Origin of the sequence: Azospirillum sp. BE72 (assembly GCF_031455875.1) — a bacterium.
Classification (GTDB): Bacteria; Pseudomonadota; Alphaproteobacteria; order Azospirillales; family Azospirillaceae; genus Azospirillum.
In genome coordinates this window covers 402,827-421,019 of record NZ_JAVDTO010000002.1, presented here as the reverse complement: position 1 = coordinate 421,019, position 18,193 = coordinate 402,827, and the positions used below count along the sequence as shown (strand labels likewise).

The following is an 18,193-nucleotide window of genomic DNA, read 5'->3' as shown; positions in this document are numbered from 1 at the left end:
AACATCAAGGAAGGGACGAGCATGGATCTGGGTATCGCCGGCCGCCGCGCCATCGTCTGCGCCGCCAGCAAGGGGCTGGGACGCGCCTGCGCCTTCGCGCTGGCACGCGAGGGCGTGCATGTCACCCTGACCGCCCGCAACGCCGATGCGCTGGAGGCGACGGCGGAGGAAATCCGCAAAGCGACCGGCGCCACCGTCACCACCGCTTCCGGCGACATCACGACGGAAGAGGGACGGGCCGCGGCACTCGCCGCCTGTCCGGAGCCGGACATCCTGGTCAACAATGCCGGCGGGCCGCCGCCCGGCGATTTCCACGACTGGGACCGCGAGGACTGGATTCGCGCCCTTGACGCCAACATGCTGGCGCCGATCTTCCTGATCAAGGCGACGGTGGACGGGATGATCGCCCGCCGGTTCGGCCGGATCGTCAACATCACCTCCGCCGCGGTGCGGGCACCGATTCCCATCCTCGGACTGTCGAACGGTGCGCGCAGCGGCCTGACCGGATTCGTCGCCGGACTGTCGCGCCAGACGGTGAAACACAACGTCACCATCAACAATCTGCTGCCCGGCCCGTTCGAGACCGACCGCCTGCGCAAGACAATGGAAGGCGGAGCCAAGGCCGCCGGTCGCAGCATCGACGAAGAGATGGACCTGCGCCGCAAGGGAAACCCCGCCGGCCGATTCGGGGATCCGGAGGAATTCGGGGCCGCCTGCGCCTTCCTCTGTGCTGCGAGTTCCGGTTTCATGACCGGCCAGAACATTCTTCTGGACGGCGGAGCCTACCCGGGCACCATGTAAAGGGGCGGTAGAGGGGCGGAAAAGCCCCCACGTCTCAAGTTTGTCCCTCCAATTCGCATCAAAATCCGCCCATCGTCACAGGCCATTAAGAAACGACCGCGGGAAGGGGGCTTCGGCACCGCTTCCCCGGTCCGCCGGTTCGCAAGCGCGGCGGTGCCGCGGCGACCGGACAACGGCTGAAAAGCCACTGGCACAGGAACGATGAGCATGCAGCAGAGCGTGGCGGCCCCCGCGGTCTACACCGACCTTGGCCGCGTCATGGAAAGCATCACCCGGCGCTTCCTCGACGTGCTTCGGATGGAACTGGCCCGGATCGGTGTGACCGACCTCAGCCCGACCCAGGCCCTGATGCTGCTGCACATCGGAACCGAGGAACTGTCGGTCCGCGATCTGCTGGAGCGCGGTTATTACCTGGGGTCCAACGCCTCCTACAATCTGAAGCATCTGGTGGAAGCCGGTTATGTCGACCGCAGCCCGTCCCTGCGCGACCGGCGGGCCGCGCGGCTCAAGCTGTCGGAACAGGGGCTGGCCACCTGCGAGGGGCTGAAGAAGCTGGAAGCGACGCGGGCCGACAGCCTGCTGCGCAGCGACAGCGACGGCGCCGATTTCGAAACCACCTACCGCACCCTGCGGCGGCTGGAGCGCGCCTGGACCGACCTGATCCGCTACGACGACGCCGATCCAGCCTGAGCTCCAACCCGAAATTATCGAACGTCCGACACGTAATCTTATACCCACCTACCCGTTCGATCTGTGTCCGAGAAGGAACACCCGCGCCCATAACAGGAACATAGGCAGAACTGCGCGGTTGCCGTTCCGTGTCCGTTCTGGTAGCTATACCGGAACAAGACACGAACAATGGAGGTTGGCATGTCGGTTCTGGCTTTCCTGCGTGAATGCATGACCCTCGCCCTGTTCCTCGCCGTGCTCTATGGCTGGGCAACGGTCGGGCCGATTCTGATCGGCTGAGCGGGCCTATGGCGTCGGGGCGACAGCCCTGTCGGAAGAGGTCTCCGAACGAGGGATGCCGCGTCGGTATTATATCCGAAATCCCAGCCCACCCCGGCCGGCACAGCGCTTACATCGTGAACACGCGGAACCGTTCCTGGCCCGACAGAGAAGCCGAAAGGGGAACGGTTCCGCGAACGCCGACAACGCGTGGGGATTGGGACGGATGCGGAATTTCTTTCGGAAGCGTCGTTCGGCCGCTGTGGCGGACGAACGGATGCCGGCGGCTGGCGGTGCAGGTCTCGGCGGCAGCGGCCTTGGCGGCAGCGGACTGGGTGGCGGCCTTGCTGGCAATGGCCCCACCGGCAACGGTATGGGCATGAGCGGACCCGGTATGGCGGGGCCGGGGATCTCAGGCCCTGGTCCCGCCGCCGGCAACTTCCCCAATGCTCCCGGGTTCTCCCGGCCCGGCGGGGCGCTCCTGCGTCCGGTCGACGGGGGGCAGGGCCGGGGCGGGTTCGAGGCGATGCGCGGTCCCGCAGCACCGCGTCAGCCCGACATCATTGACAACGACGCCACCAGCGACCGCCGCGGCCACATGTTCCCGCAGCCCGGCGGGCGCGAGGCGGAGAGCGAGCACGACCTGCCGCGCTTCACCATGTCGGTCAACGGCGGCTATCGCGGCGGCATGGGCGCCAACGCGCCCGCCATGCTGAAGGGCCTGACGCCGGAGCTGAACGGTCTGCTGCGCGAAGCCTTCACCCCGACGCGGCCGAAGCAGCAGCTGAACGGCCTGTTCATCGGCCGCAACGACACCTTGCGCCGCATCATCTCGGCGATCGAGGAGGAGCGGGCGCACGTCATCCTTTATGGCGACCGCGGCCGCGGCAAGACCTCCGTCGCCAATGCGATCGAGAAGATCGCCGGGCAGGCCGGCTATCTGTCGCTGAAGCTGACCTGCAGCGGCGAACTGAGCTTCGAGGACATCTTCAGGCACTTCCTGAAGAAGATCCCCTCCACTTATTACCGCTCCGCGCTCGACAACCCGTTCGCGGCCCGGCGCAACTTCGCCAGCCTGAACGAGCTGCTGCCGGACGGTACCTTCAGCGTCACCGAACTGAACGAGGTGCTGGCGGGCATCCACGCCACCCATGTGCTGCTGATCCTGGACGAGTACGACCGCGTTCTCGACGAGGATTTCCGCAACAAGTTGGCGGAGCTGTTCAAGAACCTCACCGACAGCTCGATCCCCGTCACGCTGCTGGTGGTCGGCGTCGCCGAGAATCTGGACCAGCTGCTGGGCAAGCATCCGTCGATCCAGCGGTCGCTGGTGCCGGTGCATCTGCCGTTGATGACCGATCAGGAGATCGGCCGGCTGATCCAGGCCGGCGCCCAGAATGCCGGCATCGAGTTCGCGCCCGACGTGGTGCGGCGGATCGCCGAATTCGTGCGCGGGCTGCCTTATTACGCGCAGCTTCTCGGCCTGCATGCGGCGCGCAGTGCTGTCAGCCGCGGCAGCAAGCTGGTGGAGCGGCCGGATCTGGCCTATGCCGTCGCCCGCTGTCTGCAGGAGGCCGAGCGCGGCATCGTCGAGAGCTATGCCCGCGCGCTGGCCGCCGACCGCCGCGCGGAGCTGGAGGATGCGCTGCTGGCGGCCGCCCTGTGCCCGGCGGATGCCTATGGCGTGTTCGACCCCAATGATCTGGCGGGCGACAGCGGCGAGTTGCCGAGTGCCGCGACGCTGGACCTGCTGAAACGCCTGACCCGCGAGGACCATGGCGGCGTCCTGGCCCCGATGGTGGAGCCGGGCCTGGAACGGTACCGCTTCCGCAATCAGATGATGCGCCAGTACGTCCTGATGCGTCAGGCGAGCGAGCGCGGCCAGATCTGATCCATCCCCGATCAGGCCGTCCTTCGGCCCTTCCCCGGCGACGGGGGAGGGCCACTCTTTATCAGGGGAGCCCCGTTACAGATACGCCGCGCGGCGTTGGCCTGTGGCCTTCTGCCACGACCATTCGACGACCGCGCTCATCAGCCGCTCCAGCCCGGGCTTCACCTCGGCCGCCAGATCGGGGCGGAAGCGGTAGGGAGCATCTTCGTCCATGTAGGTCGACTGGGTCAGCTCCAACTGGATGGCGTGGATGTTCTCTTCCGGCTTGCCATAGCTGCGGATGATGTAGCCGCCGCGCATGCGGCCGTTCAATGCGGCGGAGTAACGTTCCGATGCCGAAAGGACGTTCATCAGACGGGCGACCAGCGGCTGTGCGGCGCTGCTGCCGTCGCCGGTGCCCAGGTTGAAGTCGGGCAGGGTGCCGTCGAAGAAGCGCGGAACCCGGCTGCGTACGGAATGGGCGTCGAACAGGACCGCGACCCCGAACCGGTCGCGCAGAGCCCGCAACTCGCTGTGCAACTGGTCGTGATAGGGGCGCCAGTAGGCGCCGACCCGCCGTTCGATCTCCGCCCGATCGGGCTCCTGCCCGGCTTGGTAGATGGGTGCGTGATCGAAGGTGGTGAGCGGACAGATCTCCGTTGGATCGAGCCCGGGCTGGGCGACGAGACCGTCGGGATCGCGGTTCAGATCCACCACGAAGCGCGAACAGAGCGCCGTAAGAAAACCGATTCCGAGCGCCGGGGCGAAATGATACAACCGGTCAAGGTGCCGGTCGACGTCGGGCTGTGCCAGCCCGTGTTCCGTCATTGTCGCGGCGATGTCCGGCGGAACCATGGTCCCGACATGCGGAATGCTGAGCAGGACCGGCGTTTCGCCAGGCTGGAAGCGGAAGGTTTCCATGGCTCGTCTCGTTACAGGAACGGCTGGCTCAGGGCTGTGTGCAGTGCGGCAGGGACAGCCGGTGGACTATGGAGCGCACTGCCGTATTCCGTCAAACACATTGCGTTTTTTTGAAACTTGCAGTGATGCCGCACAAAGTGATGCCGCACCTGTTGAATCCGCACAAGGAGACCCTGTCCTTCCGGACCGCATTCCCTACAAAGGCACACCGAATTGGCCGTTGACCGGAGGCCCGACTTGCCGGACACTCCCGCGCATTCGGCGACCGCCCGGCAGAAGGCGGCGCCCAGCACCGGATCAAGCTGTCCCCCGGCGACCGGACCAAAGACTTCCAAAACACACGGCGCCCCGATTTCGCAGCCCCGGTGACGAAGCAACGCAGCAGGGGAGAAGCGACCATGAACTCCGCCACCCGTCTTGGCGCGGCCATGCCCGGCCGGCGCCAGATATTGTTGCCGCTCGCGCTGGCACCCGTCGCCGGCTGGGCGGTGTGGGCCGCCGGTACAGCCGATGCGCCCAGCCACCCCGCCGGCCCCTTCCACCTGCCGCTGGACGAAACCACGGCGCTGTGGCGCGACCTTGGCGCGGTCCGGCTGGGGGGCTTGGCCGGCGATCCGCAGTTTCCGGTCAAGGTGTCCGCTCTGGACGGCCGTACCGTTACCATCCGCGGCTTCATGGTTCCGTTGACCGGCGGCACCACCCACAACCGCTTCATCCTGTCGGCGAACCCGATGGGCTGTCCCGCCTGCGAAAGCCCCGGTCCGGCCGGCATGATGCATGTCCACTCCTCCATCGCGCTGTCCGCCACGCGCGAGCCGGTGACCCTCACCGGAACCCTGCGCCTGCGTCCGCAGGAAGGGCTGTTCTACCGGTTGGATCGCGCCGAACAGCGCTGGGCCTGACCGGCATCGACGCGTCACCGCCGGTGCGGCGGTGACCGCCGCGACCGGGCTGCGCTTGGCTTCGGCGTCGGCCATGGCGGCGGCGCTGCTGCTGTATGGCGGCGTCAGCGTTCCGGCGCCGCCGTCCCTGCGCTGGGGCGAGGTCACGATCGGCCTGCTGATCCTGCTGTCCATCGGCTGGAGGCGGCCCTTGATGGTGGCGACCGGGCACGCCCTGCGCGACTCGGGTGATGCGGCCTGGATGGCGGTTGCGGTCGCGGCGTTGGGCTGGCTGCTGTGGGTGCCGCTGCTGCGCGGGGCGGCGCTGGGCTGGGAAGCGGCGGATATCCTGCGCGACGTGGTGCCGCTGTTCTATTTGTTCCTGCCCGTGCTGCTGGTTCCCGCATTGCGGCGCGCCGGAGCCTGGGGTGTGCGCCTTCTGGCTGGCGGACTGGCGCTTGCAGGGCTGCTGCTGGCCTTGCGTTGGTGGAAGCAGGCGGATTGGGGCTTCGGTGCCGTCGGCACGCGGGCGATGGCGGACGGCGGCGCCTATCTGCTGAATGCCCCATCGGTGCTGTTCGCTGCGGTGGCGTTGCCGGCGCTGGCGCTTTCGTTGGTGGCGGTCGGGGGATCGTTCAGGCGGTGGATCGCGGCGTTCGCCTGCGCCGCCGGGGGAGCGCTCTGCCTCGGCGCACTGGCGGGAGCGGTCCACCGCACCGCCCTGGGATTGGCCGCGCTGTCTCTGACGGTGGTGGCCCTGTGGTGGGTGCGGCGGCGCCCCTGGCTGGCGGTGCCGCTGCTGCTGGCAGCCGGCTTCGTCGTCTTGCCCGCCGGGGATGCGCTGGTCGGCGCCTGGCAACAGGTGGCGGAGAAGACCCGGCTGACCGGGGCCAACACGCGTTGGGAGGAAGCGGCGGCGGTGATCGACCATGCCGTCTCGTCGCCCTGGGCCCTGCTGTTCGGCGATGGATGGGGAGCGCGCATCGCGAATCCGGCCGTCGGCGGATGGCGGGTCAGCTACACCCACACGCTGGTCAGCTACAGCCTGTTGAAGACCGGGCTTCTGGGCATGGTGGCGCTTGGAGCCTATCTGTGCGCCCTGGTTCGTCCCTGGCGCCGCCTGCTGGCGGAGGACCCTCCGCTGGCCATGGCGGTGGTGCCGCCGCTGCTCATGGCGCTCTGCCTCCACACCAGCTTCAAGTATCTCGACACCGGCGTCATCCTGTCGCTGATGCTTTTGGGGTCCGAACTCAGGAAAGGGTTGTCCAAGCCCTAGAGCGCAAGCATACTTTCGCGTGCAATTCAGGCTTTGGTGCACTGTGACGCTCGGCATACCTTCCATTCTGTTCGTGAATCGGGTGTTCCCGCCGGACCGCGGGGCGACCGGGCGTTGCCTCCGTGATCTGGCAACCCGCATGGCGGATGCGGGCTGGCGGGTCACGGTGGTCATGGACGGTCCCGAGTCGCCGGTCGATGCGCCGGCCGGCATCGCGCTCCACCGGACCGGCGGCAGTGTCCCGGAGGGGGAGCGGCCGGACGCCCGTGCGTATATCGAGTCGCTGTGCCGTCTGACCGGCCTCGCCCTGCGCCTGCCGCGCCACGACGTGGTGGTGACGATGACCGACCCGCCGATGCTGGCGCTCGCCGGGCCGATGCTGGCGGCACGCCATCGTGCGGTATCGCTGCACTGGTGCCAGGATCTCTATCCCGATTTGCTGCCGGTACTGGGGGTGCGGATGCCGTCGATGCTCCGCCGCCTTGCCGAACGGGGCATGGCCCGGTCCCTCCGCCGTCAGGACGGTGTGATCGCGATCGGACGCTGCATGCGCGACCGGATCGCAGCCATGGGCGTGAAGGGGGAGCGGCTGAGCCTTCTGCCCAACTGGCCCGATCCCGCCATCCGCCCTCTGCCCAAGGAGGGGGGCGGGTTCCGCGGTTCGCTGGGGGTGGTGGAGGGGAAAAGACGTTTTCTGGTCGCCTATTCCGGCACGCTCGGCCTCGCCCACCCGATGGACGGCGTGCTGGAGGCGGCGGCGCGGCTGCAGGACAGCGACCCTGGTGTTCTGTTCCTGCTGACCGGGGAAGGGCGTGGATTCGCGGCGGTGGAGGGGGAGGCGCGGCGCCGTGGCCTGCGCAACCTGCGGCGCATGCCCTGGCAGCCGGCCGACCGGCTGGCGGAGAGCCTGTCGGCCGCCGACCTGCATCTCGTGACGATGCACCCGGCGGCGGAAGGCATGCTGGTGCCGAGCAAGCTGGCCGGCGTCCAGGCGGCTGGCCGCCCCTGCCTGTTCCTGGGGCCGCGGGGGAGCGAGGCCGCCGGCCGGGTCGACGGCTGCGGACTCGTCATCGATCCGTTCGACGGTGCCGCCATCGCCGATGCGGTCCGGTCCTATGCCGCCGATCCGGTGCGTTGCGCGGCGGAAGGCGCCCACGCCGCCAGTCAATCCGCGGTCTGGACGGCCGATCGAGCCGCCACTGCTTTCGCCGCGATTGCCGAAGGGCTGCTGCCGGCGCGGCGGATCTCCCGGCCAATGATCTCCCGGCCCACGATGGCAAGGCCGTTGCCCCATGCCTGACGGCGCGCTGGCCCAACCCGATGCCATGACGCTGCGGCTCCCCGCGACGGGTGGGGAGGCCGATCTCCGCCGCTTTGTTCGACTGCTGCGGCAGGGCTGGCGCTGGCTGCTGGCCGGTGGGTTCGGCGGCATCGCGCTTGCGGTCTGCACCCTGTGGCTGGTTACGCCGGCCTATACGGCGGCGATGGTGATCGGCCCGACGGCCCGGGTCGGTTCCGCCGCCATGGGCGCGCGCGTGCCCATGCTGAGCGGACGCGATTCCGCCGCGATGGCCGAACCTGGGGCCGGCGACGAATCGCTGTCGGACTTCGCCCGCTATCTGGAACTGTTCGGTTCCGGCCCGGTGGCCGAACAGCTGGCGCGCGATTCCAGGCTGCTGCAGGCCCTGTTCCCGGACCGCTGGGATGCGGAGACGCAACGCTGGCGCATGCCCTCCGGAATGGTTCCGGCGGTGAAGCGCGCATTTCTGGCTCTGGTCGGCCGGCAGGATTGGCTGGAACCGGACGGGGAACGGGTGGCGCGGGCCCTGCGCGACCGTCTGGTGATCGACATGCTGCGGTCGGGTCCGATGCGGCGGATCACGTTGCGCCATTCCGACCGTGCGACGGCGCTCGACCTGCTGGGCCGAGTCGCTGCGGCCACCGACGCCCATTTGCGGGCGGAGGCGGCACGGCGTAGCGCCGCCCAGATCGCCCACATCAAGGACCGGCTGGGTGCCGTCACCGTGGCCGAGCACCGGCAGGCGCTGAGCGACCTGCTGCTGGATCAGGAGCGCGTGGCGATGATGATCGGGGTCGATCTGCCCTTTGCCGCCGACATGATCCAGCCGCCCGGCGCCGCTGCCCTGCCGGACTGGCCGAACCCGGCGGTGGTGGTGCCGCTGGCGGGGGTGGCCGGATTGATCGCTGCCTGCTTCTGCCTCTCCGCCAGCCACGCCTTGCGGGATGGGTGGGCGGGGGAGGCGGCGCGATGACACCGATCCCAGTCTCCGTCGTTGTGATGACCCGCAACGAGGTCGCGAACATCGTTCCCTGCCTTGCGGCGCTGACCGGCTTCGCCGAGTGCTTCGTCGTCGACAGCGGCAGCGACGATGGCACGCCGGAAGTAGCCCGATCCCTCGGCGCACGGGTGGTGCCCTTCCGCTGGAACGGCCGCTATCCCAAGAAGAAGCAATGGTGTCTGGACAGTCTGCCGCTGGTCCATGACTGGGTGCTGTTCGTCGATGCGGACGAACGGCCGACCGCGGCGCTGGTGGATGAGATCGCCGGTCTGATGGCCGGCGGTCCGCGCCATGCCGCCTATTGGGTCGATGGCCGCCCGGTCCTGCGTGGCCGCGCACTGCGCTTCGGCTGCTGGAACCGCAAGCTGGCCCTGCTCGACCGCCGCCAGGTCCGCTTTCCCGATCAGCCGGACCTGGATGTCGCCGCCATGTGGGAGGTGGAGGGCCATTACCAGCCGCTGGTCGCCGGCACGACAGGACGGCTGCGGCACCCGATGGACCATTGCGACGCCAAGCCGCCGTCCGCTTGGTTCGACCGGCACAACCGCTATTCCGACTGGGAGGCGGCCTTGCGTGCCGACGGCCGGATGGACCGGTTGATCGACCGCGAGCCAAGCGATGGCGGTGTCCTGCGCCGGCGGACGCTGAAGCGACTGTTTCAGCGCCTGCCCGGCCGTCCGCTCTGGGCCTTCCTGCATGCCTATGTGCTGCGCCTGGGCGTCCTCGACGGCACAGCGGGGCTAGACCACGCGTTGGGACGCGCGTTCTACTACTGGCAGGTCGGGCTCAAGATGCGGGCTGCCGTGCCGGCGCAGGCTTCCGCCACGCGCCTTCCGTCGGGCTGCTCCCCTTCGCCCGGCCCTTATTCCTCGACCAGCGCGATACGGTCGCCGCCCAGCGCCTTCAGCAGGTCGAAGGTGCGCTTGCGCACGCCCGGATCCTCGATCCGGTAATAGGCACGGACCAGTTCCAGCGTTTCACGGCGGGCCATCGATTCGAATTCGTCGGTCTCGCTCGCGCTTTCGGCCGGCGCCTCGGCGGCGATCTGGTCGGGAGACGGCATGTCGTCGAAGAAGTAGCTGACCGGCACGCCCAGAACCTGGGAGAGGTTGTAGAGGCGGCTGGCGCTGATGCGGTTCGACCCGCGCTCGTATTTCTGCAGCTGCTGGAAGGTGATCCCGACCGCCTCGCCCAGCTTCTCCTGGCTCAGGCCGAGCAGGGTGCGGCGAAGCCGCAGGCGGGCACCGACATGGATGTCGATGGGGTTGGGACCTTCGCCGCGGCGCGACAGGGTGTGGGCGGGGGCGAGTTTGGTCTTGGTCGCGCTCATAAGTCGTACCTCGAAGGGAAAGCCGGAGGGAAGGCGCCGCGAGAATGCTTAGTTCAGAAAGTAAATTCTATGCAACCATTTGTGCGCATCAACGGTCCGTTTGGGTGGAAGTGGGAAGTCATGCACGAAAGACATTAAGTTTCCGGGCATCGGAAACGTAATTTCGCGTAAGCCGTGGGAAAATGATGACGCACTGCCAGCGCGACTCGCTGCAGTGCGGAAACCGCCGTCGCGCACACCGGGCTCTGCCCCAGCTGCATGCGTCGAATCGCCTCCTGCTCACACCGGCCCGTGGCGGCATCGCGCTGCGACAGGCCGCCGGAGGCGAACAGGCATACGGGCCACCGCAGCCGGACCGCCGGTCCGCGACCCAGGGCGGCAAGCGTGAAGGCATAGTCGGCCGCGATCCTGAAAGCGGGATCGAAACGAACACCCGAGAGCGCCGGTACGCTGTAGATCATGGCCTGATGGTGCGTGAACATGCCGAAGGGCGCCCAGCGGTGGGACCGCGCGCGCTTCAACAGGATACGTCCGTCGCTCTGCCGTTCCAGCGCGTCGCCGTAGAAAAGGGCGGCACCGGGATGGCGGCCGGTGGCCTGCAGCAACCGGATGGCGCTGTCCGCAGCGGCCAGCCGGTCGCCGGCGTTCAGGAACAGCACATGGCTGAAGCCGCAACGCCGTGCGGCATCGAGCCCATCGTTCATCGCCTCATAGAGCCCCCGATCCGGGGCGGACCGCCACCAGACCGGCAGATCGGTGTGGTCCGCCAGCCATTCCGCGGTGCCATCGGTGGACCCGCCGTCGGCGACCAGCCAAGCGACCTGCGGTCCCAACTGCCCCTGCAGGCTGTCATGGGTGTCGATCAAGCCGGCGCGGTCGTTGCGGACCACCGTCAGAATGGCGAGGCGGAGAGGGGGAGCCGTGGTCATCGCGCGATCACCGAAACGGAAGCGGCGGTGATGGCAAGCTGGCTCAGGATGTTGCCGAAGGTCTTGGCGATGTCGAGCCCATCGAATGGCCGCGGGTCGCGCGGCACCACCAGGATGGAGCCGGGCGGAATCGCCTCCACCCGATGGTTCCAGGAGGACAAGGCCAGCGGACGCGCCCGGCCGTCGGGCAGAACCAGGAAGCTGCGGCCGGTATCGGCATCACGGGTGGGGCCTCCGGCCTCGCTCAGGTAATCCTCCGCGCTCTTGCCGCTGACGAACTGTGCGGCGGTGGGGTGCAGGACCTCGCCGGCGATCGCGACGGTCAGCGGCCGCTTGGGGATCACGATGCGGTCATCGGGCTCCAGCAGCGGATCCAACTCGGGCCGCGTGCGCAGGACCGCGGGATCCGCTTCCACCACCACGCGGCCGAGTGGTTCCGCACCGCGAAGCTGGGCGGCGATCTGCCGGGCCAGTGCGACATTCTCCGCCTTGACCGGCTCGCCCTTTTCCACCTCCAGCGCCAGCGTGCGTTCCAATTCCCGCGCCTGACGCTGGAACTGGTCCTTTTCGCGGCGGCGCTCGCTCTCGCGGGTCAGGACGGCTCCGGCCGGATAGGCATCCTCCAGCAGGCCGCCGGCCCGCGCGATCAGGGAGGACAGCGTCTCGTTACGGCCGATATCGTACCGGCCGGGCCGGCGCACCGCCCCGTCGATGGCAACGGCGCGCGACTCCAGCGCCTGCGGCCGCGGGTTGATCCGCAACGCATCGCCGGGACCTGCCATGCGCGCTTCGTCGCGGCCGAGATCGATGATGCTGCGGCTGCCGGTCGCTGCCGTCAGTTCCGTCGCAGCCGGGTCGGCGTCGGCCGACAGCCCGCCCGCGACGGCGACCAGTGCGGACAGCGGCGTGCGGTCGGCGACTGGATAGCCGCCGGGATCGCGGACGGCGCCGCGCACCTGAACCGACCGCTCGCCGATCAGCGCGACGATGGCGGGATCGAGCAATGCGGCCAGCATCGGCGGCTCGTCCGCTTCCTCTCCCCCAACCGGGTCGGCGGACTTGGCATTCGTGCCGCTGTCGGTGGGTTTCACCAGACTGCGGATGTCGTCGGTGGCGAACAGGTGGATGCGGTCGCCGTCGACAAGTCCACGGTCGGCACGCCCGGCGGCCACCTCCTGCGGGGAGAAGGGCAGGTAGGCGCGTGTCAGGCTGCGCCGGTCATAGCGCTCCACGATTCCCAGCAACGGATAGACGTCGCGTCTCAGGGCTTTCCCCTCCGCCAACGCACTCCGCAGCGTGATCCCGGCGGTCAGACGGCGAGTGCCCGGGCGGCGGACATGACCGATCAGTTCATATTGCGGTGCATCCGATTCGACGATGGTCTCGCGGGCACCGGTGCTTGCCTCGTTGGTGGCGCCCACGACCGGATAGAAGCCGGGGCGGGGGACGCCGGACAGCCGAAGCACCGCATGGCGGAGCGCCAGGGGAAGCAGGTCGGGCACTGCGGCGAAAAGCGGCGGGCAAGGCGTGCGCGAGCCGGTCAGCCCGGCGGCGGCGCGCGCCTGCGGACCGGTGGCGAGCGGCCCATTGGGTTCTGCGGCAAGGGTGCGGGCCAGCGCGACCAGACCGGGGCAGGCGCCCTCCGGCGGCTGCCGCTCCCCGCGAAGCAGGGCCAGCAACGGCTCCGCCGTCAAGAAATCGATGTCGCCAGACCCCAGCACATAAAGGATGTCGCCCTCCGCCACCCGGCGGCGGTCTCGCCCGTTCAGGACGGCGGAGAGATCGACCGGGTGGAGGATTCGCGATCCCGTGGCGGTATCGCTGGATTCCAGTGCCGCGAAAGGCAAATAGGGGGCGGGACGCAGATCGCTGCGGGAGAGCAGTCCGCCGATGGTCCCGCCCTGTGGAAGCGCGCGCGGGCCGGGGCGCAGGACATGTCCCTCCAGCCGCACGTCATCCCGGCGGTCCTCGCGTAGCGGGGCGAGCAGCAGCAGGTCGCCGTCGCCGAACCGGCGCGCATTGGCGTCTGCGATCTCCTCGGTCGTCTCCTCGCCGGACGGGCCGATGCCGAATCGCAGCAGCCGGGCACGGCCGGGTCGGAGCGCGCCGCCGGCGAGATCGCGCAATTCGGTGGCCGACAACGGACCGCTGCCGGGCGGCAGTTCAAAAATGCCCGGCCGCTTGACCGGTCCGGCGATACCGACTGTAGCGCCCAGCGGTGGAACGAACAGGCGGTCACCGTCGCGCAGCGGCTGATCGGCATTGCCCGCGTCCCCGGCCAACTGCAGGGCATACAGGTCCACGGCGATGCTGCCACCTGCACGCATCAGGCGGATGGCACGCAAGCTGCCGCTCCGCTCCACGCCGCCGGCCGCCGACAGGGCGTCGAGAGTGGTGGCAAAAGCGCTGACCTCCTGCCGTCCGGGACGCTGCACGGCACCGGTCACCACCACGCCGATCCGCCGCACCTCCGCCAAGGTGGCGAAGGCCTCGGTGTTGGGCCATGTCGCGGCGACCGCAGCGGCAAGCTCCCGACGGAGAGCGTCCAGCGACAGGCCTGCGGCGGTGACCGGACGCAGGTCGTCCACCACCAGCTGGCCGTTGCGATCGATGGCGAATCGCTTGGTGAAAGACTTCTGGCCGCGGAGGGTCACCGTCACCGCATCGCCGGTGTTCAGTACATAGTCGCCCTGAACCGCACCGGGTGCGCTCTCGTCGGTCGCCACCGACTCTCGTGCCGGAGCGAAGAGGTCGTAGCCGAACTGACGCAGCGGTTCGGCGGCGCGTGCGGAAAAGGCGGCTTCCAGAGGTGAGGCGGAAGGCGGCAAAAGAGCATCGCTTCGCGTCGGCCCGGCGGCCGACACGGCGCACGCCCACAGCAATGGCACCGCCCCCGGTGCCAAACGGGCGAATATCCTGCACGCAGCAGCCAGCATCGATGTCAAATATCCCGCCATTCACCCGCCCTAAGCGAGCAAAAACCGGTGAACACTATCGAATGCATTCAACCGGAAGGCAATGCCCTGCATCCAGGGCGCCATGCAAAAGGGCGGCATCCGTGCGCTTGCGGGTGAGGCTATCATGCGCCGTCCGCCCGTCGCGCTGCCGCGACGGCACTGCGGAGCGGCAAAGCATCGGCAGATGGCCGGAAAACACAAGGATGCCAGTGGCGTGATCGTCATCCACAGCGAAGAGCACCGGCTGCAGGCCGGCCGGTCCGAACTCAACGACGGCCAACTCGTCCCCTGCTACGAAAAGCCGGCGCGTGCCGACATCGTGCGGGCGCGGATCGAGGTGGTCGGGCTCGGACCCATCGTCGAACCCACCCGCCACGGCCTTGCCCCGTTGGAGCGGGTGCATGACGCCGGCTACCTCGGCTTCCTCCAGACCGCCTGGGACGAGTGGGTGGAGGAGCATGGCGCGGACATCGACGCGCTGCCGCTGAACTGGGTGGCGCCGGGCATGTCTCGACGGCGGGTGCCGCGGTCCATCGACGGGCGACTCGGCTTCTATTCCTTCGATGCCGGGACGCCGATCACCGCCGGTACCTGGCGCGCGGCGACCGCCGCGGCTGACAGCGCGTTGACCGGCGCCGATCGGCTGCGGGCCGGCGACCGCAGCGCCTTCGCGCTCTGCCGGCCGCCGGGCCACCATGCCGGGCAAGCCTTCTACGGCGGCTATTGCTTCCTGAACAATGCGGCCATCGCGGCGCAGTGCTTGCGCGACGGTGGGGCCGCGCGGGTGGCGGTGCTGGACGTCGATTACCATCACGGCAACGGCACGCAGGAGATCTTCTGGGAACGTGGCGATGTGCTGTTCGTGTCGATCCATGCCGATCCGACCGACGAGTTCCCGTATTTCTGCGGTCATGCCGACGAGACCGGCGCCGGGGCGGGCGAGGGGGCGAACCTGAACATCACGCTGCCCTGGGGCACCGACTGGACCGGATACGCCCGGGCGCTGGCCGCCGCCGCGGCGCGAATTCGGGAGTTCGGGGCGGACGCTCTGGTCCTGTCGCTGGGAGCGGACACCTATGGCGGCGATCCGATCTCCCGCTTCCGGCTGCTGTCGGAGGATTTCCTGCGCATGGGGTCCGCCATCGCCGGGATCGGCCTGCCGACGCTGTTCGTGATGGAGGGCGGCTATGCCGTCGACGACCTGGGCGTGAACGTCGCCAATGTGCTGACCGGCTTCGAGCAGGGTTGAGCGGAACCGGCGGGGACGAAACGGCCTTGTCGTTGCCGGTGAGGCCGATTCGTCCTAAATTGACCGGAGAACCGGACCCTTCTTGAGGATGTGGACGGTGGCCGCCGACCTTTCCATCTCCAGCCTGTCCATCGGGACCTACGGCACTCCGCGCAACCAGCCGCCTCGGGGTCAGGGGCGCGGCCAAGGCATGGGCGCGTCCGGTGCGAAGGACGGCGGTACTGTCGGTGCCACCGACACGGTCACCCTGTCAGACGCGGCCCGGCAGCAGGTCCAGAAGCTCAAGCAGGTCGATGCGAACGTCCGCCAGCACGAGGCGGCGCATCAGGCGGCCGGCGGCAGTCACGCCGGCGGTGCGTCCTTCACCTACACGCGCGGGCCCGACGGCAAGAATTACGCCACCGCCGGTGAGGTGCCGATCGACGTAAGTTCCGAATCGGATCCGGCCGACACCGTCGCAAAGATGGAGCAGGTGAAGGCCGCCGCCCTCGCTCCCGCAGATCCGTCGCCGCAGGACATGCGCGTCGCCGCCCAAGCCGATGCGGCGAAGTTGCAGGCGCAGGCGGAGCAGCGCCGGCAGAGTGGGGACGCGGCGGCCGGACGCGCCGCCGCGGCCTATGGGGCGGCGCAGTCCCTGGGGTATGGCCAAGCAGGAAGGGGGCTGACGGTCTGAAGCGTTGCGGCAATGAGGCCGCCGCGACGCTCCGTCCGTTATGCTCAGCGCCGCGGCGTGGTCTCTCCATCCAGCGTCAGCAGGGCGCCGTACAGTTCCGGACGGCGGTCGCGGAAGACGCCCCAGGAGGCGCGCTGCGCGGCGATACGGTCGAGGTCGAAGCTCGCGGTGAGCACCGAGCGGCTTTCGCGGTCGGCCTGCGCCACGATCTCACCCTGCGGCCCCGCGATGAAGGACGAGCCGTAGAAGGTCAACGCGCAGCTTTCCCCCTGCTCCACCCCGACGCGGTTGGAGGCGACGAGCGGCATCAGGTTGGCGCCGGCATGGCCCTGCATCACCCGGGTCCAATGGCCCTGGCTGTCGATGGAGGAGTCCTGCGGCTCCGACCCGATGGCGGTCGGGTAGAGCAGGATCTCCGCGCCCTTCAGCGCCATGACGCGGGCGGTTTCCGGAAACCACTGGTCCCAGCAGATGGCGCAGCCGACGGTGGCGTAGCGAGTCTTGAACACCGGGATGCCGGTGTCGCCGGGACTGAAATAGAACTTCTCCTGATAGCCCGGTCCGTCGGGAATGTGGGACTTGCGGTAGATGCCCAGCAGGCTGCCGTCCGCATCGACCATGGCCATGGAGTTGTAATAGGCGTTGCGCGCCTTTTCGAAGAAGCTGACGGGGATCACCACCGACAGCTCGCGCGCCAGCGACCGCATGCGCTCGATCACCGGATGACCTTCGGCCGGGGCGGCGAGTTCGAACAGCGACTGCTTCTGGTCCTTGCAGAAATAGGGGGTCTCGAACAGTTCCTGCGGCAGGATGATCTGCGCGCCCTTTGCAGCCGCCCCGCGAATCAGCGATTCGACGCCGTCGACGTTGGCGGCACGGTCCCAACTGCAGGCCATCTGGGTGGCGGCGACGGTGACGGTACGGGACGGAGGGACGGTCGGCGAAGCGGTCATTGCGGTCGCTGGCTCCTGTTGCTGCAAGTGACTGTGGCGATTGACGTCTGTGTGACCAAAGGTCGCGGCGGATACAAGCGGCAGACCGGGACTTCGATGGATTTTAGCGAAATGTTCACATTTCGCCGATCCGGTGGCACGATCTGCCAAATAAAACCGATCCAAACGGTAATCTTCGCGCCCTTCATCATATGCGGATATGGCAAGCCATGCCTGATCTGAAAAGATCGATTGCACACAGGGCGGCCATGCACCGTATCCGAGCCGCTGTTCTGCTTAAGTTGGACGAAATTTGCCGATCCTTTGGCCGACATATCATTGCATGCCCGCGACCGACGGCTGCGCAATTGATTTGCGCTTTGCACACAGCACGTTATGATTGGATGACGCAGCCAGGACCATTCGTGTCAAGGTGGTATCACCAGGAAGGCATGGATCCGACCGACGCTATGTCGCCAGGTACCCTAACGGGCAACCGCCCGGCGCTTGCACCCGGTGGACGGGAATGGTTGTTCGATCGGTAACGACGGCAGAGAGATTGTCGGTATGGAGGCGTCTGTCAAGGGGTGGGAGCCGGAGCGCCCCGACGGTTCGGAGGATGCGGCCGGTTCGGCCGACGGTGTGTTATCGTTCGTCGTCCGTGACGTGAACCGCGCATTCGCCCGTGCTCTGCAGACGCGCATCGCGCGGTCGGGCGTCAGCATGGGGCAATGGTTCTTCCTGCGCGCCCTTTGGGAGGAAGACGGCCTGACCCAACGCGAACTCAGCCACCGCGTCGGCATGATGGAGCCGACCACCGTCACCGCCGTCAACGTGATGGAGGGGCAGGGGTTGGTCCAGCGGGTGCGCAACAGCCACGACCGCCGCAAGATGAACATCTTCCTGACCGACAAGGGCCGGGCGCTTCGCGATTCGATGATGCCCAGTGCGTCGGAAATCGCTCAACTCGCCATTCAGGGCATCACGCCGGACGAGTTGGATCTGACTCTGGACGTGCTGCGCCGCGTCGGTTCAAACCTAAACGCCGCAGCGGCGTCCGCCCGCGACGGCGAGGACGAGTGAACCGGGCGGCCTGCCGCCGCCCATCTTCCCGCACGTCAAGAGA

General features: G+C 68.3%; 16 protein-coding genes. 11 read left to right on the top strand and 5 right to left on the bottom strand.

The window, feature by feature from the left end; translation table 11 throughout:
* Positions 1-21: 21 nt before the first annotated feature.
* The 3 genes from J2Y49_RS08080 to J2Y49_RS08070 all read left to right on the top strand — a co-directional run bounded on the left by J2Y49_RS08080 (position 22) and on the right by J2Y49_RS08070 (position 3,640).
* Complete coding sequence (locus J2Y49_RS08080; protein WP_310113906.1) at positions 22-801, top strand: SDR family oxidoreductase; 780 nt, start codon at positions 22-24, stop codon at positions 799-801.
* 207 nt (positions 802-1,008) lie between these two features.
* The gene (locus J2Y49_RS08075) at positions 1,009-1,491 is read left to right on the top strand and encodes a MarR family transcriptional regulator (RefSeq protein ID WP_310113905.1); all 483 of its coding nucleotides are present in this window, start codon (positions 1,009-1,011) and stop codon (positions 1,489-1,491) included.
* A 637-nt stretch (positions 1,492-2,128) separates the two neighbouring features.
* Positions 2,129-3,640 (top strand): ATP-binding protein, encoded by a 1,512-nt coding sequence (locus J2Y49_RS08070; RefSeq protein ID WP_310113903.1) that lies wholly within the window; start codon positions 2,129-2,131, stop codon positions 3,638-3,640.
* A 75-nt stretch (positions 3,641-3,715) separates the two neighbouring features.
* On the opposite strand, the gene hutG is transcribed toward J2Y49_RS08070, so the two are convergent.
* Entirely contained in the window at positions 3,716-4,540 is an 825-nt protein-coding gene (gene hutG / locus J2Y49_RS08065) for an N-formylglutamate deformylase (protein WP_310113901.1), read from the bottom strand.
* A gap of 398 nt (positions 4,541-4,938) precedes the next feature.
* On the opposite strand from hutG, the gene J2Y49_RS08060 reads away from it, so the two are divergent.
* The 5 genes from J2Y49_RS08060 to J2Y49_RS08040 are packed head-to-tail and all read left to right on the top strand — an operon-like array spanning position 4,939 to position 9,950.
* Positions 4,939-5,442, top strand: a complete 504-nt coding sequence (locus tag J2Y49_RS08060) for a hypothetical protein (protein ID WP_310113899.1) — start codon at positions 4,939-4,941, stop codon at positions 5,440-5,442.
* Positions 5,443-5,473: 31 nt separating this feature from the next.
* Positions 5,474-6,697 carry a hypothetical protein gene (locus J2Y49_RS08055; protein WP_310113898.1) on the top strand — a complete coding sequence of 408 codons (1,224 nt, stop codon included), beginning with the start codon at positions 5,474-5,476 and terminating at the stop codon, positions 6,695-6,697.
* 19 nt (positions 6,698-6,716) lie between these two features.
* On the top strand, positions 6,717-7,997 hold the full coding sequence (locus tag J2Y49_RS08050) for a glycosyltransferase family 4 protein (protein ID WP_310113897.1): 1,281 nt from the start codon (positions 6,717-6,719) through the stop codon (positions 7,995-7,997).
* Positions 7,990-8,970 carry a hypothetical protein gene (locus tag J2Y49_RS08045; RefSeq protein WP_310113895.1) on the top strand — a complete coding sequence of 327 codons (981 nt, stop codon included), beginning with the start codon at positions 7,990-7,992 and terminating at the stop codon, positions 8,968-8,970. The genes J2Y49_RS08050 and J2Y49_RS08045 overlap by 8 nt, the downstream gene beginning before the upstream one ends.
* A complete protein-coding gene (locus J2Y49_RS08040; protein ID WP_310113894.1) occupies positions 8,967-9,950 on the top strand; it encodes a glycosyltransferase family 2 protein in 984 nt (327 codons plus the stop codon). The genes J2Y49_RS08045 and J2Y49_RS08040 overlap by 4 nt, the downstream gene beginning before the upstream one ends.
* Here J2Y49_RS08040 and J2Y49_RS08035 read toward each other — a convergent pair.
* The 3 genes from J2Y49_RS08035 to J2Y49_RS08025 all read right to left on the bottom strand — a co-directional run bounded on the left by J2Y49_RS08035 (position 9,860) and on the right by J2Y49_RS08025 (position 14,084).
* Positions 9,860-10,327 carry a helix-turn-helix domain-containing protein gene (locus J2Y49_RS08035; RefSeq protein ID WP_149223499.1) on the bottom strand — a complete coding sequence of 156 codons (468 nt, stop codon included), beginning with the start codon at positions 10,325-10,327 and terminating at the stop codon, positions 9,860-9,862. The genes J2Y49_RS08040 and J2Y49_RS08035 overlap by 91 nt on opposite strands.
* Before the next feature lie 134 nt (positions 10,328-10,461).
* Positions 10,462-11,256: a glycosyltransferase gene (locus J2Y49_RS08030; protein ID WP_310113893.1), complete on the bottom strand. Its 795-nt coding sequence runs from the start codon at positions 11,254-11,256 to the stop codon at positions 10,462-10,464.
* The gene (locus J2Y49_RS08025) at positions 11,253-14,084 is read right to left on the bottom strand and encodes an SLBB domain-containing protein (protein ID WP_310113891.1); all 2,832 of its coding nucleotides are present in this window, start codon (positions 14,082-14,084) and stop codon (positions 11,253-11,255) included. Before J2Y49_RS08025 ends, J2Y49_RS08030 begins: the two co-directional genes overlap by 4 nt.
* Positions 14,085-14,397: 313 nt before the next feature.
* Between J2Y49_RS08025 and J2Y49_RS08020 the strand changes: the two genes are divergently transcribed.
* Together J2Y49_RS08020 and J2Y49_RS08015 are read left to right on the top strand one after the other, a co-directional pair.
* The gene (locus J2Y49_RS08020; RefSeq protein WP_310113890.1) at positions 14,398-15,462 is read left to right on the top strand and encodes a histone deacetylase family protein; all 1,065 of its coding nucleotides are present in this window, start codon (positions 14,398-14,400) and stop codon (positions 15,460-15,462) included.
* Between the two features lie 88 nt (positions 15,463-15,550).
* Entirely contained in the window at positions 15,551-16,135 is a 585-nt protein-coding gene (locus J2Y49_RS08015; protein ID WP_310114975.1) for a putative metalloprotease CJM1_0395 family protein, read from the top strand.
* 44 nt (positions 16,136-16,179) lie between these two features.
* On the opposite strand, the gene aguB is transcribed toward J2Y49_RS08015, so the two are convergent.
* Positions 16,180-17,088, bottom strand: a complete 909-nt coding sequence (aguB, locus tag J2Y49_RS08010; protein ID WP_310113888.1) for an N-carbamoylputrescine amidase — start codon at positions 17,086-17,088, stop codon at positions 16,180-16,182.
* A gap of 546 nt (positions 17,089-17,634) precedes the next feature.
* Here aguB and J2Y49_RS08005 point away from each other — a divergent pair.
* Entirely contained in the window at positions 17,635-18,150 is a 516-nt protein-coding gene (locus tag J2Y49_RS08005) for a MarR family winged helix-turn-helix transcriptional regulator (protein WP_310113887.1), read from the top strand.
* Positions 18,151-18,193 lie beyond the last annotated feature (43 nt).